The organism is Spirillospora sp. NPDC048819 (assembly GCF_040650055.1).
Classification (GTDB): Bacteria; Actinomycetota; Actinomycetes; order Streptosporangiales; family Streptosporangiaceae; genus Spirillospora.
Genome location: NZ_JBEZGN010000010.1, coordinates 98,023 through 119,382, shown reverse-complemented (window position 1 = coordinate 119,382; position 21,360 = coordinate 98,023). Strand labels below are relative to the sequence as shown.

Here is a 21,360-nt window from a genome sequence, read left to right as displayed (position 1 = left end):
TCGTCCAGGGCCCTGGAGGAGGTTCGGGTGAACACGTCGGTGCTTGCCGGTAGTCATCTAGTGCGGTGACCACAAACGTTGGCCGGGTCGGCACTCGTTCACTTGCGGCGTGTTGCCCTTTCGGGCGCGGCGATGTCAAGCGGCTGTTGCAACGAGGTACTCGTTGAGTGCTTGGGCTGGGGTTTTCCAGTCCAGGGTCTGGCGGGGTCGTCCGTTGAGCTGGCGGGCGACCTCGTCGAGGTCGTGCTGGGTGTAGGTGCGGAAGTCGGTGGTCGAGCGGGGGAAGTACTGGCGTAGCAGCCCGTTGGTGTTCTCGTTGGAGCCGCGCTGCCAGGGCGAGTGCGGGTCGCAGAAGTAGACCCGGCACCCGGTGGCCAGGGTGAAGTCGGCATGCTCGGCCATCTCCGAACCCTGGTCCCAGGTCAGGGTCGCGGCCAGCTCGGCCGGCAACCGCCGCATCAGAGTGGTCAGCACGCCGGTGACCTGCTCCGACACCCGCGAGTGCGGCAACGCGCCCAGCATCACCAACCGGGTGGTGCGTTCCACCAGGGTGATGATGGCGCTAGTGCCGCGGGCACCGATGACCAGGTCACCTTCCCAGTGCCCGGGCACCGCCCGGTCGGCCGCTTGGACGGGCCGGGCCGAGATGTGCAGGTCCCCGATCCAGGGCTTGGCGCTGCGCTCGGCACGGGCCGGCCGCGACTGCGGGCGGCGCCGGGTCCGCCCCGACCGTAGCGCGACCTGCCGGTCCAACTCGGCCCGCATCCGGCCGCGGGCCTGGTAGTAGATCGCCTGGTAGATCGTCTCGTGCGACACCTGCAACTCCGGACGGTCGGGATGGGCAGCGCGCAGGTGCGCCGCGATCTGCTGCGGCGACCACCGCTGGGCCAGAAGCTCCCGCACCTGCGGCCACAACGGCCCGTCGGTGCGGGCGTGCCCGCGGTTGCGGCTATTACCGACCAGCTTGCCCGGCCGGTGCCGGCGTCCCCGCGCCTCGGCCTTACGCTGCGCCGCGACATGCGAATACGTCCACCGGTACAGCCCACCCAGCCCGCCCGGGCGGGCCGTGGTGGCACGGCCGGGATGGCGCACCCCACCACCACCAGCGACGTTCGAGCACCGGTAGGAGTTGTTGCGCTTCACCTCCCGCCACACCGTCGACCGGTCCCGGCCGATCGCCTCCGCGATCTGCGGAAACGACCGGCCCGCACCGAACAACACCTCGATCTGCGCACGCTCGGCGAGCGTAAGACGACGTCCTGGCACAACAAGATCCTTTCAAAGATCTCGTTGCAACAGACACTAGAGACCGCCCGCGCTCATAGGGGCAACACGCCGCAAGTGAACGCACCCGGTGAACCTTGATGGACACCGCACTAGCTCACTGGGTGTGACGGTGCGGAGGTGAGCGTGTCCCAGGCGGCCATCGCGCAGGTGATGACCTCTTCCAGCTCGGCGCGGTTCGCGCCGTCGCGGGCTTGTACGGACAGGCCTTGCACGACGGTGGTGTAGTAGCGGGCGATGGCGTCGAGGCCGACGGCCGGCGGGGTGAGGTCACCGTCGGTGACGCCGCGGGCGAGCCGGTCTTTGATGGTGCTGAGCATGTCGAACCGAAGGTCGGCTAGGAACTCCCGGATCGCGTGGTTCTCTACGGCGCCGGTGGGCGCGGCCAGGATGAGCATGCAGCCGTGCGGCGTGTCCGGGCGTGTTATCTCATCGGCGGTAGCGCGCAGCATGGCGTGGATCGCGGCGCGTGCGGTCGGCTGTTCGCGCAGCGCGCGCCTGGGCGGCTCGCCTGAGGTTCTGCCGTAGAGCGCCATGACCTTGCGGAACAGATCCTCCTTGCTCCCGAAGCAGGCGTAGATGCTGGCCGAGGCGATTCCCATGGCTTGGGCCAGGTCGTTGAGCGAGGTGCCCTCGTAGCCCCGTTCCCAGAACAGAGCCAGCGCCTTGCGCAGGGCGACGTCGGGGTCGAATGTGCGCGGCCTGCCGCGAGCAGCCATCCAGCGTCCCTCCGGACTTCTTTGTCGTTCGATCAAGTTTACGTTGACCCGCGTTGCAGTGTCATGCCACGCTTTGTTTGTCGTTCGATAAATAAAGAGGGAGCCGATCGTCGTGAGCGTCCCGTCCACCATGTGCGCCTTGCAGCAGACGTCGCTGAACGGCCCACAGGATCTACGCCTGATCACAGACGCGCCGGTACCGAGCCCTGGCCCGGGTGAGGTGCTGATCCGCGTCACCGCCGCCGGCGTCAACTTCGTCGACATCTCACAGGCCCTTGGCACGTTCGCAGACGGACCGCGGCCGCCGTATCTGGCGGGAATCGAGGGCGCCGGTGAGGTCACCGCCGTGGGCGAGGGGGTGACGGACCTGGAGCCCGGCGCCCACGTCATCGGCGTCGGCGTCAAAGGCGGCGCCTTCGCCGAGTACATGGTGCTGCCCGCGGACGCCGCGGTCCCGGTGCCGACGGGCTGGGCCGACGAGCAGGCCCTGGGCCTGGTCGTGAACTGGCCGACCGCACTGGCGGCGCTCAAGCCGCTGGGCGGCGTCACCGCTGGGCAGACCGTGCTGATCCACGCCGCGGCCGGCGGGACCGGCCAGGCCGCGGTGAAGATGGCCAAACACTACGGCGCAACGGTGATCGGCACGGCCTCGCCAGGAAAGCACGAGGTGGTGCGGGCGCTGGGCGCCGACCACGTCATCGACTCCCGCGGCGGCGATATCGCCGCCGAGGTCCTGCGGCTGACCGGCGGCGCGGGCGCCGACCTGGTACTGGAGTCGGTCGGCGGCGCCACCCTGGGCGCCAGCTTGGCCGCGACCAAGCGGGTCACCGGCCGGGTCGTCGTCTACGGCGTGGCCGGCGGCGAAGCCGCGATCACCAACTGGGAACTGGTCTACAAGCACCAGATCCACGTCATCGGCCTGAACATCGGCACCCTGATCCAGGCCGCACCGCAGATATTCGGCGAGGTCATGGGCCAGTTGTCCGGGCTCCTCGCAGCGGGGGTGCTCGGTCCTGGCCGGCCGGCCGTGCATGAGCTGGCCGAGGGGCCGAAAGTACTCGCGGAGCTGGAGGCGCGGGCGACCGTGGGCAAGCTGGCACTGCTGCCCTGAACAGACCGTGACGCCAGGTGTCGGTGCCCTCCTCGGCTTTCCGAGGAGGGCACCGACCACCGTCTGATGGCTCAGTGGTCGGGGTCGAGGGTGGCGAGGGCTTTGTCCAGGGACTGGGGGAGGTCTAGGGACGGGTCTTCGGACCAGCGGAGCATGATGTCGAGCATGACGCCGAAGGCGGCGCCGGTGAGGGTGCGGACGGCGATGTCGTCCGGGCCGCGGCCCGTGCGTTCGGCGAGGATGGCGGCCACGGTGCGCATGGTCTCGAGGTAGTTGCCGAAGGCGGCGCCGCGCAGCGCGGGGACCGACAGGATGAGGACGGTCCGCTCGCGGGCCGTGGCGATGTCCTCGGAGAAGGCGCCGAGGACGTCGCGGATGGCGGCGCGGAGGGCCTGGATCGCGGTCAGCTCCGGCGGCTGGGTGCGCAGCGCCTCATAGAACACCGGGTCGGCCTCGTCGGTGATGACCAGGTCTTCCTTGGTGGGGAAGTAGCGGAAGACGGTCGTGTGCGCGACCTCCGCCGCCTGCGCGACCTGCTCGACGGTCGTCGCGTCGTAGCCGCGCTCGGTGAACAGACGCAGCGCCTCCCGTTGGATCGCGGCGCGGGTCCTGGCCTTCTTCAGCTCCCGCAGGCCCTGCTTCGGCGCCATCGCCCAGCCTTTCGTCACTCCGTCCCGGACGAGGAGCCTACTGTCGCGGGCGGCGGCCGGTCGTGGAGGCGTTCGCCTTCGACGTCCATGTGCGGGAGGACGCCGTCCAGGCGGGGCGGCAGCCACCAGCCAGCGCGGCCGAGCAGCGCCATGACGGCGGGGACGATCGTCATGCGGACGAGGAACGCGTCGAAGAGCACGGCGGCGGCGAGCGCGAAGCCGAACGACTGCACCATGGGCGTGTCCGACAGCATGAACCCCACGAACACGCTGATCATGATGACGGCGGCGGCGGTGACGACGCGGGCGCCGTGCCCGAGGCCGGTGACGACGGCTTCGGTGGGGGACGCGCCCCGGACGTGCTCCTCCCGCATCCGGGTGACGAGGAAGACCTGGTAGTCCATCGCCAGCCCGAACACCATGCCGATCAGCATGATCGGCAGGAGATGGACGATGACGCCGGACGCGTGGATGCCGAGCAGGTCCAGCCACCCCCACTGGAACACGGCGACGACAGCGCCGAACGTGGCGGCGACGCTGAGCAGGAAGCCCGCGGTCGCCTTCAGCGGCACCAGGACCGAGCGGAACACGAGCGTCAGCAGGACGAAGGCGAGGCCGACGACGACGGCCAGGTAGGGGGCCAGGGCGCCGGCGAGTTTCTCGGAGGTGTCGATGTCGAGCGCGGTCTGCCCCGTGACCGCGACCGTGGCGCCGTCGCGGGCGGCGAAGCGGTCCCGGATGGCGGTGATGAGGTCTTCGGTGGCCTCGCTGGTCGGCCCGCTGGTGGGCACGACGCCGACCAGGGCCGTGTCGCCGGCCGGGTTGAGCATGGGCGGTTCGACCGCCGCGACGCCGTCCAGGGACGTGACGTCCCGTGCGACGCGTTCGGCGGCGGCCTCGGTGTCGTGCGGGGCCTGCACGACGAGCGTCAGCGGGCCGTTGATCCCGGGGCCGAATCCTTCGGCGAGCAGGTCGTACGCCTGCCGCTGGGTCGTCTCGGGTGGGGCGGTGCCGTCGTCGGGGAGTCCGAGCCGTAGGTCCAGCGCGGGCGTCGCGGCGAGGAGGAGTCCGCCGGCGGCGAGCGCGAGCACGGGGAGGGGACGGGACGTGACGAGCCGTCCCCAGCGGCGTCCGGCCGACGCGGCGGGACGGCGGCGGGCCAGGGCGCGGTGGCCCGCGAACCCGAGCAGTGCGGGGAGCAGCGTCAGGGCGACGAGCACCGCGACGGCGACGGTGAACGCGGCGGCCAGGCCGAGCTGGGTCAGCACGGGGATGTCCACGACCGCGAGCCCGGCCAGCGCGATGATGACCGTCAGCCCGGCGAACACGACGGCGGACCCGGCGGTGCCGGCCGCTTGACCGGCGGCGTCGATGGGCTGCCGTCCGTCCAGGACCTCTTGGCGGTAACGGGAGATGATAAGCAGGGCGTAGTCGATCGCGACGGCGAGGCCGAGCATGAGCGCGAGGGCCATGGTGTCGGAGCTCAGCTCGATGAACGCGGACGTCGCGCTGATCAGCGACAGGGCGATGACGATTCCGGTGGCGGCGGTGAGCAGCGGCAGCCCGGCGGCGACGAGCGACCCCAGGGTGACGAGCAGGACGATCGCGGCGGCCGCGACGCCGAGCAGCTCGCCCGCGCCCTCCTCGGGGGACGCCACGGCGTCCCCGCTCATCTCCACACGGACGCCCTGGATCGCGGCGGCTTCGCGGAGCGCGTCCCGGTCCGCGTCGGTCAGCTCGTACTCGGGGACGCGGTAGCCGACCTCGGCCAGCGCGACCCGGCCGTCCTTGGAGACGACCGGTTCGCTGACGTCGGCGACCTTCGGCGCGTCCTTGATCCGGGCGACGGCCTGTTCCATGGCGGTCCGGTTGGCGGGCTCGTTCAGCGACGTTCCCTCGGGTCCCCCGGGAGCGGCGAAGACGACGCGGGCGCGGGCCCCATCGGTGGCGATCTGCGGAAACCGCTCCTTGAGCAGGTCGTTCGCGCGCTGGGACTCCGTCCCGGGAACCGAGAACCTGTCCGGGGCCGGTTCGGACAGGAAGGCCGCTCCCGACGCGGCGACCACGAGCAGCCCGGCCCACACCAGGGCGACGAGCCGGCGCCGCCGGAAGCACAACCGGCCAAGCCTGGACAGGTACACCGCCATGACAGTCACTCCCTTTAACTAGTCAGATAGGAAGTGTTAGTCAACTAGTGTTTTCTGTCAACCGCCCCCGAACGCGAACGTGCCGCCCTCCGCGTCGGAAGGGCGGCACGTGAGAGCGTTCGGCTAGGACTCGGCGGCAGGAATGTAGGGCGGGGCCACGCCCCAGTCCCAGTGCGGCATCGGGGCCTGCAGCGGCGGCTTCGCGTCCGGCTGGGAGTTGGCGAGGGCGATGCGGGTGCCCCACTCGATGTAGGACGTGAACGCGGCCCGGAACTCGGGGTCGTCCGGGAGGCCGACCTCGTCCGCGGCGTCCATGAGAAGGGAGACCCAGCGGCGCCGCTGCGGCTCGGTGATGGCCCTGCCGAGATGGTGCCCGATCATGCTGCGGTAGCCGCCGCGCTCACCGCTGTAGCGCTCGGGGCCGCGGAAGACCTCGCCCAGCCAGATCGCGACCCACTTCGGATGGTCCGGGGCCATGTGCTCGAACAGCGGCCTGAGCAGGTCGTCCTTCAGCACGTTGGTGTAGAACACCTCGGTGAGCCGTTCGAGCGCCTCGCCGCCGCCCGCCCACGCGTACATCGTCGGGACGGACGAGCCCGCGCCTCGCACCGACGTCCGCTCGTAGTGCCGCATCTCCTCGATGGCCTGGACGTACGGCTTGATCTCGGCGAAGAACGCGGGGAAGTGCTCGCCGCCCCGGAAGCCCTTCATGTGGTCGTCGGCGGACGTCCAGCCGATGCGCAGAATGTAGACGGAAGGCTCCTCGACGCACCGGGACAGTTCGTAGTCCACGCACTGGGGTGCGGCGGCGAGCGAGGCGGACGCCCGCGCGTAGGCGGCTTCGAAGTCTTCGGTGGCCGGCGGGTCAATGCGGTAGCGGATGTACTCGACGATCATTCGGGCCCCCAGGTATGCGAAACCGGTCGGGTAATCACAGTAATCCTGTAATCACCCGACCGGTAGCGAAATGATCAACCCTTGGGGGCCGGGGAGCGGCGGAACCAGGCGACGGCGCCGGCGGCCCCCGCGATGACGAGGCCGATCAGGCCGATCCACAGCCAGCCCGACGAGGTGCCCGAATCCTCGGCGGACGTGGCGTTCGCCGGGGAGGACTCGGGGGACGCGGCCGGGGGCTGGGCGGCGGCACTGGGCGAGCCGGCGGGCGCGTCAGCCGGCGCCCCGGCGGGCGAGCCCTTCACGGTGAACGTGTAGCTCTCCTGCACCGGATGGCCGTCCGCGGACACGACACGCCAGGCCACCGTGTACTCGCCGTTGGGCAGTGTCCCACCGAGCGGCTGTGTGACCTTGTTGTCGACCGCGCGGGGCTCCCCCGACTGGACCTGCTTGTCGGACGCGTCCGTCACGAGCACCCGGGGCAGCCGCACCGGCTCCGAGTACGTCAGGACGATCTGGGACGGCGCCTTGACCGTCGAGTCCGCCTCCGGGTCCGCCGACGTCAGGGCGGTGTGCGCGGACGCCGGGGACGCGGACATCGCCAGGACCATCCCCACGGCGGCCGTGCCCGCCGCGATCCGCCTCAGGGCGTTCATGACGGGGCGCGTGAAGGTGCGCATCTCAGCATTCCTTTCGAGGTGGGTCATGCCCGGCTCCGGGCGCGGGTCAGGCCGAGTCCGCCGATGCCGATGCCGACCACGCCGGCGGCGATGCCGATGCCGCCGAGCAGCCGGGCCGTCCCGTCATCGGCGGACGCCGCCGCCTTCTCGCCGGGCTTGGTCTGGGCGGTCAGCCCGGCCGTCTCCGTGCCGCCCTCCGGGGTGAGCTTGAGGACCGGTGCGGGGTGCTCGGGCTCCTCCGCGCCCTCGGCCGGCGGCTCCTCCGCCCACTTGACGACCTCGCCGTTGGAGTACGTCTGGTCGGCCTTGAAGACCATCTGGTCGGTGTCGGTCGGCAGCCGCCCCATCGAGACGTCGAACTCCTCGAACTGGCCGGGTTCGATGCCCCCGCCCGACCAGGTGATCTTGGTGACGGCCTCGGTCAGCTCGCCGCCGTGCGTCTTGATCGGCTCCGGGAGCTTCGACTTCTCCACCTTCACCGTCCAGCCGGGGACCGGACGGACCGACACCGACGACAGCGGGTGCTCGACCGGCAGGTGCACCACGACCTTCGTGGTGGACGCGTTGTCGCGCTCGTTCGGCACCCGGAACGCCACCTTGGCGTACGAGCCCTGCTCGGCGGTCTTCGGGTTGGCGGTGACGTGCGCGGACGCGGCCGTCGCCAGCGCGAGCACGGATATGGCGGACAGGGACGCGACCGCGCCGACCCTGCGGGCATGCGGAACAAAGGACATGGCGGAACTCCGTTCGAGTCGTACGGAAAATCCGGAAACGCCGCTGGATCGGCGTCCGGTGACGTACGGCGCTCGCCTCAGATGCGGGCGAGCGCCCTCGAACGCGGCGGGGGACCCCGCCGGACGACCTGGTGCCGCAGCACACGGCCGACGGCCATCACGGCGGCAGCCGCCGGTACCACGGGGGTACGCCGCGGAGGCGCCGCGGGTTCAACGGTGAGGAGCGCGATCAGGAGCCGGACCGGACGGTCCGCCGCCGCGGCGACCCGCCGGGCCAGCGACCACGCGGCCCGCTCGCCGCGTCGCAGCCACCACGCCGCCACCAGCGCGGCCACGGTGTGCGCGAGCGTCATCGTCGTGCCGCCCGTGCCGTGCACGACCGGCACCATGACGTCCTGACCGGCCGGCGTCACCCCGCCCATCGCCGCGTGCATCTCCGGCGAGTGCTGAAGGATCGGCTCGGACGCGGCCGTGAACAGGGTGTGCAGAGCGAACTGGCCGCCGAGGAGGCCGCCGAGGATCGTCGCGAGGGAGCGTTCGTGGCCCACGAGCATGAAGGCCACGCCCAGCACGGCGCAGAACCCCGCGACCGCCGCCCAGGCCGGAACCGTCCCCGACGCGAGCACGTGCCCGGTGATCGCAAGCGTGACGCACACGGTGGCGAACACCACCGCGCGGGCGGTTCGCAGAACGGAGTTTGGGGCATGCGGGGACATGGCGAGACCATCCTCCCACCCGGGTCGCCGTCCCCGCATCCGGCCCTGCCGGTCCTTTCAGACACGCCCAACATCTTGGGGTTGCACAAAGATCGTCATCTAGATGTAGGGTTCAATCCCGTGCTGGTTCGCCCCCGCCGTTTCGCGGCGGGGGCGACGCGAGAGGGAACCCGGTGCGAGTCCGGGACTGCCCCGCAGCGGTGAGCGGGAACGACCGCCGTCATGAAGCACTGGGCCCGCGCGGGCCCGGGAAGCGACGGCCAGTAGGACGCCTCGGAGGAGGCGGCGCCCGCGAGTCCGAAGACCTGCCGGCACGGCGTCCGGGACGCGTTCCGGACCAACACGTCCAGGCCTCGCGGGTGGGCCGGGGACGGAGCGCGGCGTGCCCTGGCGGGTGGCGCCCGCGTCCCGTTCGCATGCCTCCGCGAGGCGGCTTGCGAGGGGAGAAGCACGTGACACAGGACCTGGCCGCGCCGCCGGCGGCGGCGCCGTTCACCGGGATCGCCGCCGAGGTCGAGGCGGCCTGCGACGGGGTACCGGGCGCCGAGGCGGGACGGGTGCTGGCCGCCGTCCGCGCCGCCGGCGGGATGGACGCGGCGGCGCTGCGGGACCTCGCGATCGGTGAGGCCGCCGCGCTGGTGCCCGCCGAACCCGGCTACTCCCGGGTCGCCGCGCGGCTGCTCGGCACCCGGATCCGGGACGAGGCGGCCGCCGCCGGCGTCCGCACGTTCGCCGAGTCGGTCGCCGCCGCACACCGGGAGGGTCTCCTGGCCGACGCCCCGGCCGCGTTCGCCGCCGCCAACGCGCCGGCGCTCAACGCCCTCGTCGACGAGGCGGCCGACGACCGCTTCGAGTACTTCGGGCTCCGCACCCTCTACGACCGGTACCTGCTGAGGCATCCGCGGACACGGCTCGTCCTCGAACGCCCCCAGCACTTCCTCCTGCGCGTGGCGTGCGGCCTCGCCGACACCGTGGACGACGCCGCCGAGCTGTACGGCCTGCTCAGCACGCTGTCGTACCTGCCGAGCTCGCCGACGCTGTTCAACTCCGCGGCCCGCCGCCCCCAGCTGTCGTCCTGCTTCCTGCTCGACTCGCCGCGCGACGAGCTGGAGTCGATCTACGAGCGGTACGGGCAGGTCGCGCGGCTCAGCAAGTACGCGGGAGGCATCGGGATCTCCTGGACGAAGGTCCGGTCGCGGGGCTCGCTGATCCGCGGCACCAACGGGCACTCGAACGGGATCGTCCCGTGGCTGCGCACGCTCGACTCGTCCGTCGCGGCCGTCAACCAGGGCGGGCGCCGCAAGGGCGCGGCGTGCGTGTACCTGGAGCCGTGGCACGCCGACGTCGAGGAGTTCCTGGAGCTGCGCGACAACACCGGCGAGGACGCGCGCCGCGCCCACAACCTCAACCTCGCCAACTGGATCCCGGACGAGTTCATGCGCCGCGTCGAGGACGACGCGACATGGTCGCTGTTCGACCCGAAGGAGGTCCCCGAGCTGGCCGACCTGTGGGGCGACGCGTTCGACGAGGCGTACCGGGCGGCCGAGAGGGAAGGCCGGTACGTCCGGCAGATCCCGGCCCGCAAGCTGTACGGGCGGATGATGCGGACGCTCGCCGAGACGGGCAACGGCTGGATGACGTTCAAGGACGCCGCCAACCGCGCCTGCAACCAGACCGCCGAACCGGGCCAGACCGTCCACCTCTCCAACCTGTGCACGGAGATCCTGGAGGTGACCAGCGACGGTGAGGCGGCCGTGTGCAACCTCGGGTCGGTGAACCTCGCCGCGCACGTCGGCCCGTCCGGCGTGGACTGGGAGCGGCTCCGCGCCACCGTCCGCACCGCCGTGCGGTTCCTGGACCGCACCATCGACCGCGGCTACTACCCGACGCCAGAGGCGGAGGCGGCGAACGGCAAGTGGCGGCCGATCGGCCTGGGCGTGATGGGCCTGGCCGACGTGTTCTTCACGCTCCGCCTGCCGTTCGACTCGCCGGAGGCCCGCGAGCTGTCGACGCGCATCTCCGAGGAGATCGCGCTGGCCGCCTACGGTGCGTCCGCCGACCTGGCCGCCGCGCACGGACCGCTGCCCGCCTACGACCGGACGCGCACGGCCCGCGGCCAGCTCCACCTGGACCATTTCCCGGACGCGGCGCCGTCGCGTCCCGCCGAGTGGGAGCGGCTGCGGGCCCGCGTCGCCGAGGTCGGGCTCCGCAACTCGCTGCTGATCGCGATCGCGCCGACCGCGACGATCGCGTCGATCGCGGGCTGCTTCGAGTGCATCGAGCCGCAGGTGTCCAACCTGTTCAAGCGCGAGACGCTGTCCGGGGAGTTCCTGCAGATCAACGGCTACCTGGTGGACGACCTGAAGTCGCTCGGCCGCTGGACGCCGCCGGTCCGCGAGGCGATCAAGAAGGCGAACGGCTCCGTCCAGGGCATCGCCGGCCTCCCCGAGGAGATGCGGACCCTGTACCGGACGGCCTGGGAACTGCCGCAGAAGGCGCTGATCGACCTCGCCGCCGCCCGCACCCCGTACATCGACCAGTCCCACTCGCTGAACCTGTTCATGGAGACGCCGACCATCGGCAAGCTCTCCTCGATGTACGCCTACGCGTGGCGGCGCGGCCTCAAGACGACCTACTACCTGCGCTCCCGCCCGGCCACCCGGATCGCGCAGACGACCGTCACCCAAACCACGGGCACCCAAACCACGGGCACCCAAACCACGGCCACCCAGACCACGGCTACCCAGTCCACTGCGGCGGCGTGCTCTCTGGAGAACCCCGAGACCTGTGAGGCGTGCCAGTGAGCGCGCGAACAGAAGGAACGCGAAGAGAAGGAAACAGCATGCTGCTCGACCCCGGCATGGACCTGACCCTGCGGCCCATGCGCTACCCCGACTTCTACGAGCGCTACCGCGCCGCGATCCGCAACACGTGGACGGTCGAGGAGGTCGACCTCGCGTCCGACCTGGTGGACCTCGCGCGCCTCACGCCCGCCGAAGTCCACCTCGTCAACCGCCTGGTCGCGTTCTTCGCCACCGGCGACTCGATCGTGGCGAACAACCTGGTGCTCAACCTCTACAAGCATGTGAACGCCCCGGAGGCCCGGCTCTACCTGTCGCGGCAGCTGTTCGAGGAGGCCGTCCACGTCCAGTTCTACCTGACCCTCCTGGACACCTATCTGCCCGATCAGGACGAGCGGGTCAAGGCGTTCGCGGCGATCGAGCACATCCCGTCGATCCGCTCCAAGGCGGAGTTCTGCTTCCGCTGGATCGACTCGCTCGGCTCCCTGGACGAACTCAGGACCGCCGCCGACCGCCGGGCGTTCCTGCTCAACCTCATCTGCTTCGCCGCGTGCATCGAGGGCCTGTTCTTCTACGGCGCCTTCGCCTACGTGTACTGGCTCCGCTCCCGCGGCCTCCTGAACGGTCTCGCCTCCGGAACCAACTGGGTCTTCCGGGACGAGAGCATGCACATGGAGTTCGCGTTCTCCGTGGTGGACACCGTCCGCGCCGAGGAACCCGAACTGTTCGACGCCGACCTGACCGACCAGGTCACCCGCATGGTGGAAGAGGCCGTCCAGGCGGAACTCGCGTTCGCCCATGACCTGTGCGGCGACGGCCTGCCCGGCATGAGCGCGGACGACATGCGCGCCTACCTCGAATACGTCGCGGACCAGCGCCTGGCCCGCCTGGGCCTTCCCGTCCGCTACGGCACCGCGAACCCGTTCGCGTTCATGGAGCTTCAGGACGTCCAGGAGCTGTCCAACTTCTTCGAGCGCCGCGTTTCGGCGTACCAGATCGGCGTCGAGGGCAACGTCGCCCTGGACGAAGCTTTCTGACCAGGCCTTCTGACCAGGCCTTCTGACAAGGCCGGCCGCCGAACCGCTCCGGCGGCACGTCCTACGCCAGGGACGTGTCGCCGAGCGATTCCAGTAGCCCGCGCAGCGCGGCCGCCAGCCGATCCCGTTCCTCCGCGCCGCCGAGCGGCTCCAGGATGCGCGCCTCGTTCGCCGCGTGCAGGGGGAGGACGTCCTCGATCAACGTCCATCCCCGCTCGGTCAGCCTGACCCGCACCGACCGCCGGTCGCCCTCGTCCCGTACCCGTTCGACGAGGCCCTTGGCCTCCAGCCGGTCGATCCGGTTGGTGATCGCCCCGGAGGTCACCATGGCGGCCTTGTTCAGGGCGCCGGCCGTCAGCTCGTAGGGCGGGCCGGACCGGCGCAGCGTGGCCAGGACGTCGAACTCCCATCGCTCCAGGCCGTGCGCGGCGAAGAACTCCTTCAGCTCGCGCTCCAGCAGCAGCGACAGCCGGGCGATCCGGCCGATGATCCCCATGGGCCAGACGGGCACGTCGGGCCGCTCCCGCCTCCACTGGTCGAGCACCTGGTCCACCGCGTCGCTCATCGCCGCTCCCTCTCCGGAATAAATCTCAACGTTCATCTACTTGACGTTGAAGCTCATGGGAGACATTATCTCAGTATTGAGATTATCAACGGGAAGGCAAGAGATGTCCAGCACCGCCGGCGGCGCCTCCGGGACGGTCGCTTTCACCGCCCTCACCCCCATCGTCTGGGGGTCGACCTACGCCGTCACCACCGAGTTCCTGCCGCCCGACCGTCCCCTGCTGACCGCGCTGCTCCGGGCGCTACCCGCCGGGCTGGCGCTGCTGGCCATCACCCGGGTCCTGCCCCGCGGCGCGTGGATCTGGCGGTCCGCGATACTCGGCGCACTGAACATCGGCGCGTTCTTCCCCCTCCTCTTCCTCGCCGCCTACCGGCTTCCCGGCGGCGTCGCCGCCGTCTTGGGCGCGGTCGGGCCGCTGTTCGCGCTCGCCTTCGCCGCCACCCTGCTGTCCGAACGGCCCACCGGCCGGAAAGTCCTGGCCGGATTCACCGGGGTGCTGGGTGTGAGCCTGGTGGTGCTGCGCGCCGACGTGACCCTTGACACCGTCGGGATCGTCGCTGGGCTGGCCGGGGCCGCGTCCATGGCCGCCGGGACCGTCCTCACCAAGCGCTGGGGCCGGCCGGACGGGGTGGGGGCGCTGACCTTCACCGGCTGGCAGCTCACCGGCGGCGGCCTGCTGCTCGTCCCGGTGGCCCTCCTCGTGGAAGGCGCACCGCCCGCACTCGACGGCCGAGCCATCACCGGTTACCTCTACCTCGGCGTCATCGGCACCGCCCTCGCCTACTGGGTCTGGTTCCGCGGCATCTCCCGCCTCCCCGCGACCTCGGTCGCGTTCCTCGCCCTGCTGAGCCCGTTGTCCGCGGCCGTCATCGGATGGGCCGCCCTCGGCCAGGCCCTGACCCCGCTCCAGCTGCTGGGCATGGCCATCGCCTTCGGCGGCACCCTGCTCGGCCAGGCCCCCGCGAAGACCCCGCCCTCCCCGGCCGTGCAGCCCCCGCCGGCCCGGACGCCATCGGCCGACCTGGCCGCCTGAGACCCCGACCCGCCGAACCTGGAGCCGACGACCATGAACCACATCGACGCACCCGCCTCCACCGAACCCGTCTCCGAGCACGTGTCCCTCAAGCGCTGGCTGGCCGTCGTGGCGGTCGCGGTCGGGACGTTCCTCGTCGTGACGGCCGAACAACTGCCCGTGGGCCTGCTCACCTCCGTCGGCGCCGACCTCGGGATCTCCGAGGGCACCGCGGGCCTGATGGTCACCGTGCCCGGCCTCGTCGCCGCCGCGAGCGCGCTGCTGGTCCCGGTGGCGATCGGACGCCTCGACCGCCGCGTCGTCCTCCTCGGCCTGATCACCCTGATGGTGGTGGCCAACGTGCTGACGTTCCTGGCCCCCAACTTCCCGGTCCTGCTGGGTTCGCGGTTCCTCGTCGGGATCAGCATCGGCGGGTTCTGGGCGCTCGCGGCCGGCATCGCCGTCCGGCTCGTCCCGGACGGTCACGTAGCCCGCGCCACCTCGATCGCCTTCGGCGGCGCGACCGCCGCCAACGTCCTCGGTGTCCCGGCCGGCACCCTGATCGGCGGCTTCACCGACTGGCGCATCGCGTTCCTGACCCTCGCCGGCCTCGGTCTCCTGGCCCTCGCCGCGCTGTTCGTGCTGCTGCCCGCCATTCCCGCCGCCGGCTCCATCCGGCTCGGCACCCTGCTCGGGCTGCTCCGCGACCCCGTCGTACGCGCCGCCACCCTGACCACCTTCCTGCTGGTCAGCGGCCACATGGCGGCCTACACCTTCGTCAGCCCCGTCCTCCAGGAGATCTCCGGCATCGACGAGGACCTCATCGGCCCGCTGCTGCTGGTGTTCGGCGTCGCCGGCGTCGCGGGCACCTTCGTCGCCGGAGCCGCCGCCGGACGCAACGTCCGCGCCACCATCGTCGCCGTCAGCGTCCTGCTCACCGCCGTCCTGGCGCTCTTCCCCCTCGCCGGCGCGACCCACGTCACCGGCGTCGCGTTCCTGATCCTGTGGGGCCTGGCCTTCGGCGGCGTCCCCGTCGGCGTCCAAATGTGGATCTTCAAGGCCGCACCCGACCACGCCGAACCCGCCACCGCCCTCAACACCGTCATGTTCAACCTCGCCATCGCCGTCGGGGCCCTGTTCGGCGGGCTCGTCGTCGACGGCGCGTCCACCACCGCCGTGCTGTGGTTCGGGGCGCTCCTCACCGCCCTGACCTTTCTGGCCGTCCGCTCCGCCCGGAAGGCATGAACGGACGGCCTCCCAGGCCGAACTTTCCGGATAGGGCGCGCGTTGACTGGGTACCGCTAGGCCGAGGAGGAAGAAGATGGCTTCCATCGTCGACCGGATCAAGAAGTTGCTCCGGAGTCCGCAGGGCCAGAAAGCGCGGGCGAGGGCCGAGCGGATGGCCCGTGACCCGCGCACCCAGGCCAAGGCCCGCCGCCTGCTCACCAAGTTCCGCGGCGGCGGTGGCGCCCGCCACTGACCCTCGGCCCCGCATCGATCGCCGATCAGGCCCGTCCCCATAGGTGGGGGCGGGCCTTCGCCGTGGCCGACGCCGGGGCCTGATCGAGCGGTCGCCGTCATGGGGTCGAGGGGGCGGCCGAACCTGCGCCGCCGTCCTGAACGCGGCGCCGTATCAGGTGCAGGACGAGGACACCGCCGAGGTAGGCCAGCAGCGCCGGCGCCGGGAGACCTGCCGGGGCGTGGAACTCCGGGCCGGCCAGTGTGACGCCGACAAGGCCGCCCTGCGCCCCTGCCAGCCCCGCGATGGTCAACGCGGTGGACGTTCCCGCGTGTGCGTCCGTCCCGCCCCGGGAGCCCGCACGGTGGGCGGGCCGCAGCCTGCCGCGCCACTCGACCCAGCCGAAGAGCGCCACCAGGAAGGCGAGGACGACCGCCAGGCAGGCCAGCCAGGGAAGCCGGGACAGGACCCACCCGGCGGTCCCGATCGGCGGCTGCGGGAAGATCCCCGTCGGGTAGAGGGCGACCGCGGCGACCACCACCGCCGTCATGTGCCACAGGAACGCGGTCAGGATCACCGCGTTGACCCCGACCACGGCCGTCCAGACGCGGGTTCGCCGCAGCCACCGGTCGGCAGGGTCGCGCAGCAGCAGCACCAGCCCGGTCTGGGCGGCCGCGAGGGACAGCAGCGCCGCGGTCGGCGGGGAGGTGTTCTGCACTTCGGCGCCGGGGACGGCGACCATGCTGGCCGGGTAGGGACCGGCCAGGGTGAGCAGCGCCAGGCACCCCAGTCCTCCGGCGAACAATGGCAGGCCCACCGTCCACCGCGTCGGGAGCCGCCCGTCCTGCCAGGCGAACCCGACCTGGTGGACGGCCAGCCACACCAGCACGAAGTTGGCCGTGCCGCCGTGGGGCAGGGCGAACCCCAGCCGGGCGACGTCTCCGGCTCCGACCAGGACGGCCAGGAGGACGGGGACCGCGAACCCCCATCGCCGGTGCAGGGCGTGCATCGCGGGCGCGAGGACGACGACGCCGACGTAGGCGGCGAGGAACCACAGCGGGATCCGCGCCAGCCAGACCGCACGTCCGATCGACCCGGGATCGGCGCCGGCGGCGCGGGCCACCATGGCCGACGCCGTCATCACGACGAGAAACGCCGTGGTGGGACGCAGCAGCCGGTCGGTCCGGCCCAGCAGCCAGTCCCGCCAGCCGACACCGCGCCTGCGGGACGACCTCAGCGAGGCGGCGTTCGCGAACCCGCCGACCAGGAAGAACACCGGCATGACTTGGAAGAACCACGAAAGCCGGTACGCCCACGGCAGAACCTCCAGGGCGTGAACACCGTCCAGGCCCTCGCGGTCATAGATCACCACCACGGCCAGCCAATGACCGGTCACCACCAGGAGGATCGCCACCGCGCGGAGCAGGTCGGCCCAGCGTTCCCGGTACGGCGGCGTGTGCTCGGCCAGGCTGCGCAGTCCGCGGAACTTCGGCCGGGCATCACCTGCGGCGCCGTCGGACATGGTGATGGGGTCACCGCCTCTCGTCCGCAAGGATTTCCCCTGATTAGGCCCCCAATCCCGAGTGGCCGACGCCGCGGGCGGCGTGACGTGCGCGGTGGGCGTCGCCCGTCGACTGCCGGCTTCGGGGCGGCGTCTTCGGGCCTGCGCACGTCCGCGCTCTGAACTTTCGGTGTTGGGTAGTCGTTGCACAGCAGAACGCAGGGGGAGGAGGAACCATGGCGTTGATCGACCGGATCATGGGGTTTGTCCGGGGGCCGAAGGGACAGAAGGTCCGGGCCAAGGCGGAGCAGGCCGCGCGGAGCCCGCAGGCGCAGAAGGCGCGGGACAAGGCCGAGCAGCTCGCGCGCAGTCCGCAGGCGCAGAAGGCGCGTGCCAAGGCCGAGCAGGCCGCGCGCAGTCCCCAGGCGCAGAAGGCGCGTGCCCGGGCGGAGCGGTTCGTGAACGACCCGCGCAACAAGGAGAAGGCCCGCAGCCTGCTGGCCCGGCTCCGTGGTGGCCGCCGCCACTGAACGATCGTCCGCGAAGGGCCCGCTCCTCTGCTGGAGCGGGCCCTTCGTTTTCGCCGACCCTTCGCTTTGTGGGCTCGCCGAAGGGGAAGTCGCCCGTCGGATGACGGATTCGGGGCGGCGTCTTCGCGCCTAGCGTGACCAGGCGGAGGACTACGCCGAAGGAGAATCCATGGCCGACAGGCCCGTTTCGCGGCCCCCGGACACGCCGAAGGTCACGGCCCTGCGTAGGGCGCTGGCCTCGCTGCCGGGCGCCGTGGTCGCCTACTCGGGCGGTGTGGACAGTTCGCTGCTGGCCTACCTCGCGCATCGGGAGCTGGGGGAGCGGGCCGTCGCGGTGACCGCCGACTCGCCGTCACTGGCTCGGACCGAGCTGGCGGACGCGCGCGCGCAGGCCGCGCGGCTGGGGATGCGGCACCGGGTGGTGACGACCGACGAGATGGACGACGAGCGGTACGCGGCCAACCGCGGCGACCGCTGCCGGTTCTGCAAGGAGGCCCTGGTCTCGGTCCTGAACGCGGTGGCCGCGGAGGCGGGGGACTGGCCCGTCCTGCTCGGTGTGAACACCGACGACCTCGGCGACCACCGGCCCGGTCAGAGCGCCGCCCGCCGGATGGGGGCGCGGTTCCCCATGGTGGACGCGGGGCTCAGCAAGGCCGACGTCCGGATGGCCGCTCGCGGGCTGGGGCTGCCCACGTCCGACAAGCCGGCCTCGGCGTGCCTGTCGTCGCGTCTCGCCTACGGGGTGCCGGTCACGCGGGAGGCGCTGCGGCGGGTCGAGGACGCCGAGGACGCGCTGCGGCGGGCCGGGTTCGGCGGACGGTTCCGGGTTCGCGACCAGGGCGGCGACCTGGCGCGGATCGAGGTGGAGGCACCGGACATCGGGCGTGCGGCCGAGCGGGCGTCCGAGATCGTCGCCCTGCTGAAGGACGCCGGTTTCCGCTACGTGACGCTGGATCTCGAACCGTACCGGCAGGGCAGCCACAACGCCGTGCTCGGCCTTCCCCGCGTGCGGGCGGCCGCCACATGACCGCCGAGGTCGATGAGCTGGGCTTCGCGCGGGTAGACATCGGACGGGGGCGGCGACGCGGCCATCCGGAGGCGGTGTTCTGCGAGGGCAAGACGACGCCGGAGGTCGTCGCGATCGCCGAAAGCCTGATGCGGGCGGGTGCGACGAATGTGCTCGCGACCCGCGCGTCGGCCGAGACCCTGCTGGCGCTGCGGACGGCGTTCGCCGGGACGGTGGTGCACGAGCGGGCCCGGCTGGCCGTGCTGTCTCCGGTCGCGCGGCGCGGCACAGGACGGGTCGAGGTCGTGTGCGGGCGGCCCGAGGACGAGCCCGCCGCCGAGGAGGCGGCGCTGGTCGCGGAGGCGATGGGGAGCCGGGTGATGCGGCGCTACGACGCGCCCGTGCACGACCCCGCCGCCTTGCCCGAGTGGCTTCGCGAGCAGGACGGACCCGAGGTGTTCATCGTCGCCGACGGGACGGGTGGGGCCCTGCCGACACTCGTGTCCGGACTGGTCGGCCGCATGGTCATCGCGCTTCCGACGTCGGCGAGCGGCGAGCTGCCGGGGCGGGCGGCGCTGCTGTCCGCGTTGAACGCCTGTTCGCCCGGCGTCGTCGTGGTCAACATCGACAACGGGTACGGCGCCGGATACGCCGCCCACCTCCACAACACGCGGGGGGACGTGTGAGCCGTCCGATCGTCGCCGCCGCCGACGCCGGTGACCTCGACCCGGACCAGGTGCGCGAGCGCGTCAAGGAACTGCTCGCCCGCGATGCCGAGGCCGCGTTCCTGCGGCGGGCGTCGCGGGATCAGTACGAGGCGGCGCGCGAGGCCGCGCCCGACGCCGTCCACCATCGGCGGTCCGGGCTGGTGGTGCTGACCCGCCCGCGTTCCCGACCCTGTTCCCGGACGCCGCTGCCGGTCGCGGTCGTGTCGGCGGGGACGGCCGACCTGCCGGTGGCGGAGGAGGCGATGGTCGCGGCGACCACGTTCGGCCTGCCCGCCACGCTGACGGCCGACGTCGGCGTGGCGGGGCTGCACCGCCTGCTCGCCGTGCGGGACGAACTCGACCTGGCGCGGCTCCTCATCGTCGTCGCGGGCATGGACGGCGCGCTGCCCTCGGTGGTGGCGCGGTTGTCGTCCCGCCCGGTGGTGGCGGTGCCGACCAGCGTCGGCTACGGCAGTTCCGAAGGCGGACTCGCGGCCCTGGCGGCACTGCTGACCTCGGGCGCACCGGGCCTGGCCGTCACCGGAATCGACGACGGCCTCGGGGCCGCAGTGCTAGCGCGGAGGTTGCTGACGTGAAGACGGTCGCCTATTTCAACTGCTTCGCCGGGGTCGCCGGCGACATGGCCCTCGGTTCGCTGCTCGACGCGGGCGCCGACCTGGACGAGGTGCGCGCCATGCTCAAGGGCCTGGACGTCCCCGGCTGGTCCCTGGACACCGAGCAGGTGTCGCGGCGCGGGCTCGCCGCCACCCGCGCGGTCGTCGGCGTCGAGGACGACGCTGTGTCCCGGACGCACGCCGTCATCGAAGACCTCGTCGGGGCCGCGCCCCTGCCGGGCCGGGTCCGGGACCGGGCGCTCGCGGTGTTCCGGACGCTCGCCGAAGCCGAGGGGGCGGTGCACGGAACGCCCCCGGAGGACGTGCACTTCCACGAGGTCGGCGGCCACGACGCGATCGTCGACATCGTCGGGACGTGCGCCGCCCTGGAGACGCTCGGTGTGGACGAGGTGCGGGCCGCGCCGGTCCCCGTCGGGCGGGGATTCATCCGGTGCCGACATGGCCTGATACCTAACCCGGGCCCGGCGGTCGTCGAGCTGCTGGCCCGCGCCCGCGCGCCCATCCAGGGACACGACATCGACGCCGAGATGGCCACCCCGACCGGTACGGCGCTGCTGGTCACCCTCGCCGACGCGTTCGGCCCGATGCCCGCGATGACCGTCACCGGGAACGGGTTCGGTGCGGGGACGAAGATCTTCGGCGACTTCCCCAACGTGACCCAGGTCGTCCTCGGCGAAGTCCCCCCAAGTTGACTCACCAGGCCCGTGACATCGCCTGCTCTCCGTCCTGGCCGGTGCGGTGAGATCAGGTTTTGAGGGTGGCCCAGACCCACTTGCCGCCGGTTGGGTCGGGGGTGTGGCCGCACTTGGTGGCGAGGGCCGCGATGATCGGGAGGCCCCGGCCGCCGTTGTCGTCCCAGTGGTCTTCGGAGACATCGAGCGTGTTGAGCGTCATGTCGATCTGGGGGCACACTCGGGGGCGGGTCGGGCTCCCGTCCCACACGGCGATGAGGACGCCGTGCGCGTCTCGGCTGCACTGGTAGCGGATCTCCTTGCCGGGCGTGGCCACCACGGCGTTGGTGATCAATTCCGAGGCGATCAGGAATGCATCGTCCAAAATATGCACATAACCCCATTTGCTGAGTCGCGATCGCGTCAGCGTGCGAGCCAGGCCGGGGGCAGCCTTTGACGCCAGCATGGGGATCAGCAGGCAGTCGGGGGTTGCGATCATGG

The 21,360-nt window shown here is 71.8% G+C and carries 22 protein-coding genes and 1 riboswitch; of the genes, 11 read left to right on the top strand and 11 right to left on the bottom strand.

Features of this window, described 5'->3' with window-relative positions; translation table 11 throughout:
• Positions 1–135 precede the first annotated feature (135 nt).
• Together AB0C35_RS16560 and AB0C35_RS16555 are read right to left on the bottom strand one after the other, a co-directional pair.
• Entirely contained in the window at positions 136–1,266 is a 1,131-nt protein-coding gene (locus tag AB0C35_RS16560) for an IS30 family transposase (protein ID WP_358456016.1), read from the bottom strand.
• A gap of 110 nt (positions 1,267–1,376) precedes the next feature.
• On the bottom strand, positions 1,377–2,003 hold the full coding sequence (locus AB0C35_RS16555) for a TetR/AcrR family transcriptional regulator (protein WP_358456013.1): 627 nt from the start codon (positions 2,001–2,003) through the stop codon (positions 1,377–1,379).
• Between the two features lie 112 nt (positions 2,004–2,115).
• Here AB0C35_RS16555 and AB0C35_RS16550 point away from each other — a divergent pair, with 112 nt between their 5' ends.
• Positions 2,116–3,114: an NADPH:quinone oxidoreductase family protein gene (locus AB0C35_RS16550; protein ID WP_358456011.1), complete on the top strand. Its 999-nt coding sequence runs from the start codon at positions 2,116–2,118 to the stop codon at positions 3,112–3,114.
• A 71-nt stretch (positions 3,115–3,185) separates the two neighbouring features.
• Here the strand turns inward: AB0C35_RS16550 and AB0C35_RS16545 are convergent, their stop codons facing one another.
• From AB0C35_RS16545 to AB0C35_RS16520, 6 genes are all read right to left on the bottom strand, one after another.
• Positions 3,186–3,764, bottom strand: a complete 579-nt coding sequence (locus tag AB0C35_RS16545) for a TetR family transcriptional regulator (RefSeq protein ID WP_358456008.1) — start codon at positions 3,762–3,764, stop codon at positions 3,186–3,188.
• A gap of 14 nt (positions 3,765–3,778) precedes the next feature.
• A complete protein-coding gene (locus tag AB0C35_RS16540; RefSeq protein ID WP_358456005.1) occupies positions 3,779–5,911 on the bottom strand; it encodes an MMPL family transporter in 2,133 nt (710 codons plus the stop codon).
• A 123-nt stretch (positions 5,912–6,034) separates the two neighbouring features.
• Positions 6,035–6,808, bottom strand: coding sequence for an antibiotic biosynthesis monooxygenase (locus AB0C35_RS16535; protein WP_358456003.1), 774 nt, complete (start codon positions 6,806–6,808; stop codon positions 6,035–6,037).
• 74 nt (positions 6,809–6,882) lie between these two features.
• Positions 6,883–7,485: a copper resistance CopC family protein gene (locus AB0C35_RS16530; RefSeq protein WP_358456000.1), complete on the bottom strand. Its 603-nt coding sequence runs from the start codon at positions 7,483–7,485 to the stop codon at positions 6,883–6,885.
• A gap of 23 nt (positions 7,486–7,508) precedes the next feature.
• A complete protein-coding gene (locus tag AB0C35_RS16525; RefSeq protein WP_358455997.1) occupies positions 7,509–8,219 on the bottom strand; it encodes a YcnI family protein in 711 nt (236 codons plus the stop codon).
• 77 nt (positions 8,220–8,296) lie between these two features.
• On the bottom strand, positions 8,297–8,935 hold the full coding sequence (locus AB0C35_RS16520) for an MFS transporter (RefSeq protein WP_358455994.1): 639 nt from the start codon (positions 8,933–8,935) through the stop codon (positions 8,297–8,299).
• A 107-nt stretch (positions 8,936–9,042) separates the two neighbouring features.
• Positions 9,043–9,263: riboswitch (cobalamin riboswitch) on the top strand.
• A gap of 124 nt (positions 9,264–9,387) precedes the next feature.
• On the opposite strand from AB0C35_RS16520, the gene AB0C35_RS16515 reads away from it, so the two are divergent.
• A complete protein-coding gene (locus tag AB0C35_RS16515) occupies positions 9,388–11,739 on the top strand; it encodes a ribonucleoside-diphosphate reductase subunit alpha (RefSeq protein WP_358455991.1) in 2,352 nt (783 codons plus the stop codon).
• A gap of 38 nt (positions 11,740–11,777) precedes the next feature.
• Positions 11,778–12,773 carry a ribonucleotide-diphosphate reductase subunit beta gene (locus AB0C35_RS16510; RefSeq protein WP_358455989.1) on the top strand — a complete coding sequence of 332 codons (996 nt, stop codon included), beginning with the start codon at positions 11,778–11,780 and terminating at the stop codon, positions 12,771–12,773.
• Between the two features lie 61 nt (positions 12,774–12,834).
• Here AB0C35_RS16510 and AB0C35_RS16505 read toward each other — a convergent pair whose 3' ends face one another.
• Positions 12,835–13,338, bottom strand: a complete 504-nt coding sequence (locus tag AB0C35_RS16505) for a MarR family transcriptional regulator (RefSeq protein WP_358455987.1) — start codon at positions 13,336–13,338, stop codon at positions 12,835–12,837.
• 103 nt (positions 13,339–13,441) lie between these two features.
• On the opposite strand from AB0C35_RS16505, the gene AB0C35_RS16500 reads away from it, so the two are divergent.
• From AB0C35_RS16500 to AB0C35_RS16490, 3 genes are all read left to right on the top strand, one after another.
• The gene (locus AB0C35_RS16500; protein WP_358455984.1) at positions 13,442–14,371 is read left to right on the top strand and encodes an EamA family transporter; all 930 of its coding nucleotides are present in this window, start codon (positions 13,442–13,444) and stop codon (positions 14,369–14,371) included.
• Between the two features lie 33 nt (positions 14,372–14,404).
• On the top strand, positions 14,405–15,595 hold the full coding sequence (locus tag AB0C35_RS16495) for an MFS transporter (protein ID WP_358455982.1): 1,191 nt from the start codon (positions 14,405–14,407) through the stop codon (positions 15,593–15,595).
• 76 nt (positions 15,596–15,671) lie between these two features.
• The gene (locus tag AB0C35_RS16490) at positions 15,672–15,830 is read left to right on the top strand and encodes a hypothetical protein (protein ID WP_358455979.1); all 159 of its coding nucleotides are present in this window, start codon (positions 15,672–15,674) and stop codon (positions 15,828–15,830) included.
• A gap of 97 nt (positions 15,831–15,927) precedes the next feature.
• Here AB0C35_RS16490 and AB0C35_RS16485 read toward each other — a convergent pair whose 3' ends face one another.
• Positions 15,928–17,361 (bottom strand): acyltransferase, encoded by a 1,434-nt coding sequence (locus AB0C35_RS16485; RefSeq protein WP_358455978.1) that lies wholly within the window; start codon positions 17,359–17,361, stop codon positions 15,928–15,930.
• Positions 17,362–17,546: 185 nt separating this feature from the next.
• Between AB0C35_RS16485 and AB0C35_RS16480 the strand changes: the two genes are divergently transcribed.
• The 5 genes from AB0C35_RS16480 to AB0C35_RS16460 all read left to right on the top strand — a co-directional run bounded on the left by AB0C35_RS16480 (position 17,547) and on the right by AB0C35_RS16460 (position 20,880).
• Positions 17,547–17,840 carry a hypothetical protein gene (locus AB0C35_RS16480; protein ID WP_358455975.1) on the top strand — a complete coding sequence of 98 codons (294 nt, stop codon included), beginning with the start codon at positions 17,547–17,549 and terminating at the stop codon, positions 17,838–17,840.
• A 169-nt stretch (positions 17,841–18,009) separates the two neighbouring features.
• Positions 18,010–18,867, top strand: a complete 858-nt coding sequence (larE, locus tag AB0C35_RS16475; protein WP_358455972.1) for an ATP-dependent sacrificial sulfur transferase LarE — start codon at positions 18,010–18,012, stop codon at positions 18,865–18,867.
• Entirely contained in the window at positions 18,864–19,532 is a 669-nt protein-coding gene (locus AB0C35_RS16470; RefSeq protein WP_358455970.1) for an AIR carboxylase family protein, read from the top strand. Before larE ends, AB0C35_RS16470 begins: the two co-directional genes overlap by 4 nt.
• Positions 19,529–20,149, top strand: a complete 621-nt coding sequence (larB, locus tag AB0C35_RS16465; RefSeq protein WP_358455967.1) for a nickel pincer cofactor biosynthesis protein LarB — start codon at positions 19,529–19,531, stop codon at positions 20,147–20,149. Before AB0C35_RS16470 ends, larB begins: the two co-directional genes overlap by 4 nt.
• Entirely contained in the window at positions 20,146–20,880 is a 735-nt protein-coding gene (locus AB0C35_RS16460; protein WP_358455965.1) for a LarC family nickel insertion protein, read from the top strand. The genes larB and AB0C35_RS16460 overlap by 4 nt, the downstream gene beginning before the upstream one ends.
• A gap of 52 nt (positions 20,881–20,932) precedes the next feature.
• On the opposite strand, the gene AB0C35_RS16455 is transcribed toward AB0C35_RS16460, so the two are convergent.
• Positions 20,933–21,358 carry an ATP-binding protein gene (locus tag AB0C35_RS16455; protein ID WP_358455963.1) on the bottom strand — a complete coding sequence of 142 codons (426 nt, stop codon included), beginning with the start codon at positions 21,356–21,358 and terminating at the stop codon, positions 20,933–20,935.
• Positions 21,359–21,360: the final 2 nt, after the last annotated feature.

Coding starts and splice junctions, on each gene's coding strand:
- AB0C35_RS16495 (WP_358455982.1), top strand. CDS start 14,405: ATGAACCACATCGACGCACCCGCCTCCACCGAACCCGTCTCCGAGCAC.
- AB0C35_RS16480 (WP_358455975.1), top strand. CDS start 17,547: ATGGCGTTGATCGACCGGATCATGGGGTTTGTCCGGGGGCCGAAGGGA.
- AB0C35_RS16510 (WP_358455989.1), top strand. CDS start 11,778: ATGCTGCTCGACCCCGGCATGGACCTGACCCTGCGGCCCATGCGCTAC.
- AB0C35_RS16505 (WP_358455987.1), bottom strand. CDS start 13,338: ATGAGCGACGCGGTGGACCAGGTGCTCGACCAGTGGAGGCGGGAGCGG.
- AB0C35_RS16525 (WP_358455997.1), bottom strand. CDS start 8,219: ATGTCCTTTGTTCCGCATGCCCGCAGGGTCGGCGCGGTCGCGTCCCTG.
- larE (WP_358455972.1), top strand. CDS start 18,010: ATGGCCGACAGGCCCGTTTCGCGGCCCCCGGACACGCCGAAGGTCACG.
- AB0C35_RS16470 (WP_358455970.1), top strand. CDS start 18,864: ATGACCGCCGAGGTCGATGAGCTGGGCTTCGCGCGGGTAGACATCGGA.
- AB0C35_RS16520 (WP_358455994.1), bottom strand. CDS start 8,935: ATGTCCCCGCATGCCCCAAACTCCGTTCTGCGAACCGCCCGCGCGGTG.
- AB0C35_RS16535 (WP_358456003.1), bottom strand. CDS start 6,808: ATGATCGTCGAGTACATCCGCTACCGCATTGACCCGCCGGCCACCGAA.
- AB0C35_RS16555 (WP_358456013.1), bottom strand. CDS start 2,003: ATGGCTGCTCGCGGCAGGCCGCGCACATTCGACCCCGACGTCGCCCTG.
- AB0C35_RS16540 (WP_358456005.1), bottom strand. CDS start 5,911: ATGGCGGTGTACCTGTCCAGGCTTGGCCGGTTGTGCTTCCGGCGGCGC.
- AB0C35_RS16455 (WP_358455963.1), bottom strand. CDS start 21,358: ATGATCGCAACCCCCGACTGCCTGCTGATCCCCATGCTGGCGTCAAAG.
- AB0C35_RS16490 (WP_358455979.1), top strand. CDS start 15,672: ATGGCTTCCATCGTCGACCGGATCAAGAAGTTGCTCCGGAGTCCGCAG.
- AB0C35_RS16500 (WP_358455984.1), top strand. CDS start 13,442: ATGTCCAGCACCGCCGGCGGCGCCTCCGGGACGGTCGCTTTCACCGCC.
- AB0C35_RS16530 (WP_358456000.1), bottom strand. CDS start 7,485: ATGCGCACCTTCACGCGCCCCGTCATGAACGCCCTGAGGCGGATCGCG.
- AB0C35_RS16545 (WP_358456008.1), bottom strand. CDS start 3,764: ATGGCGCCGAAGCAGGGCCTGCGGGAGCTGAAGAAGGCCAGGACCCGC.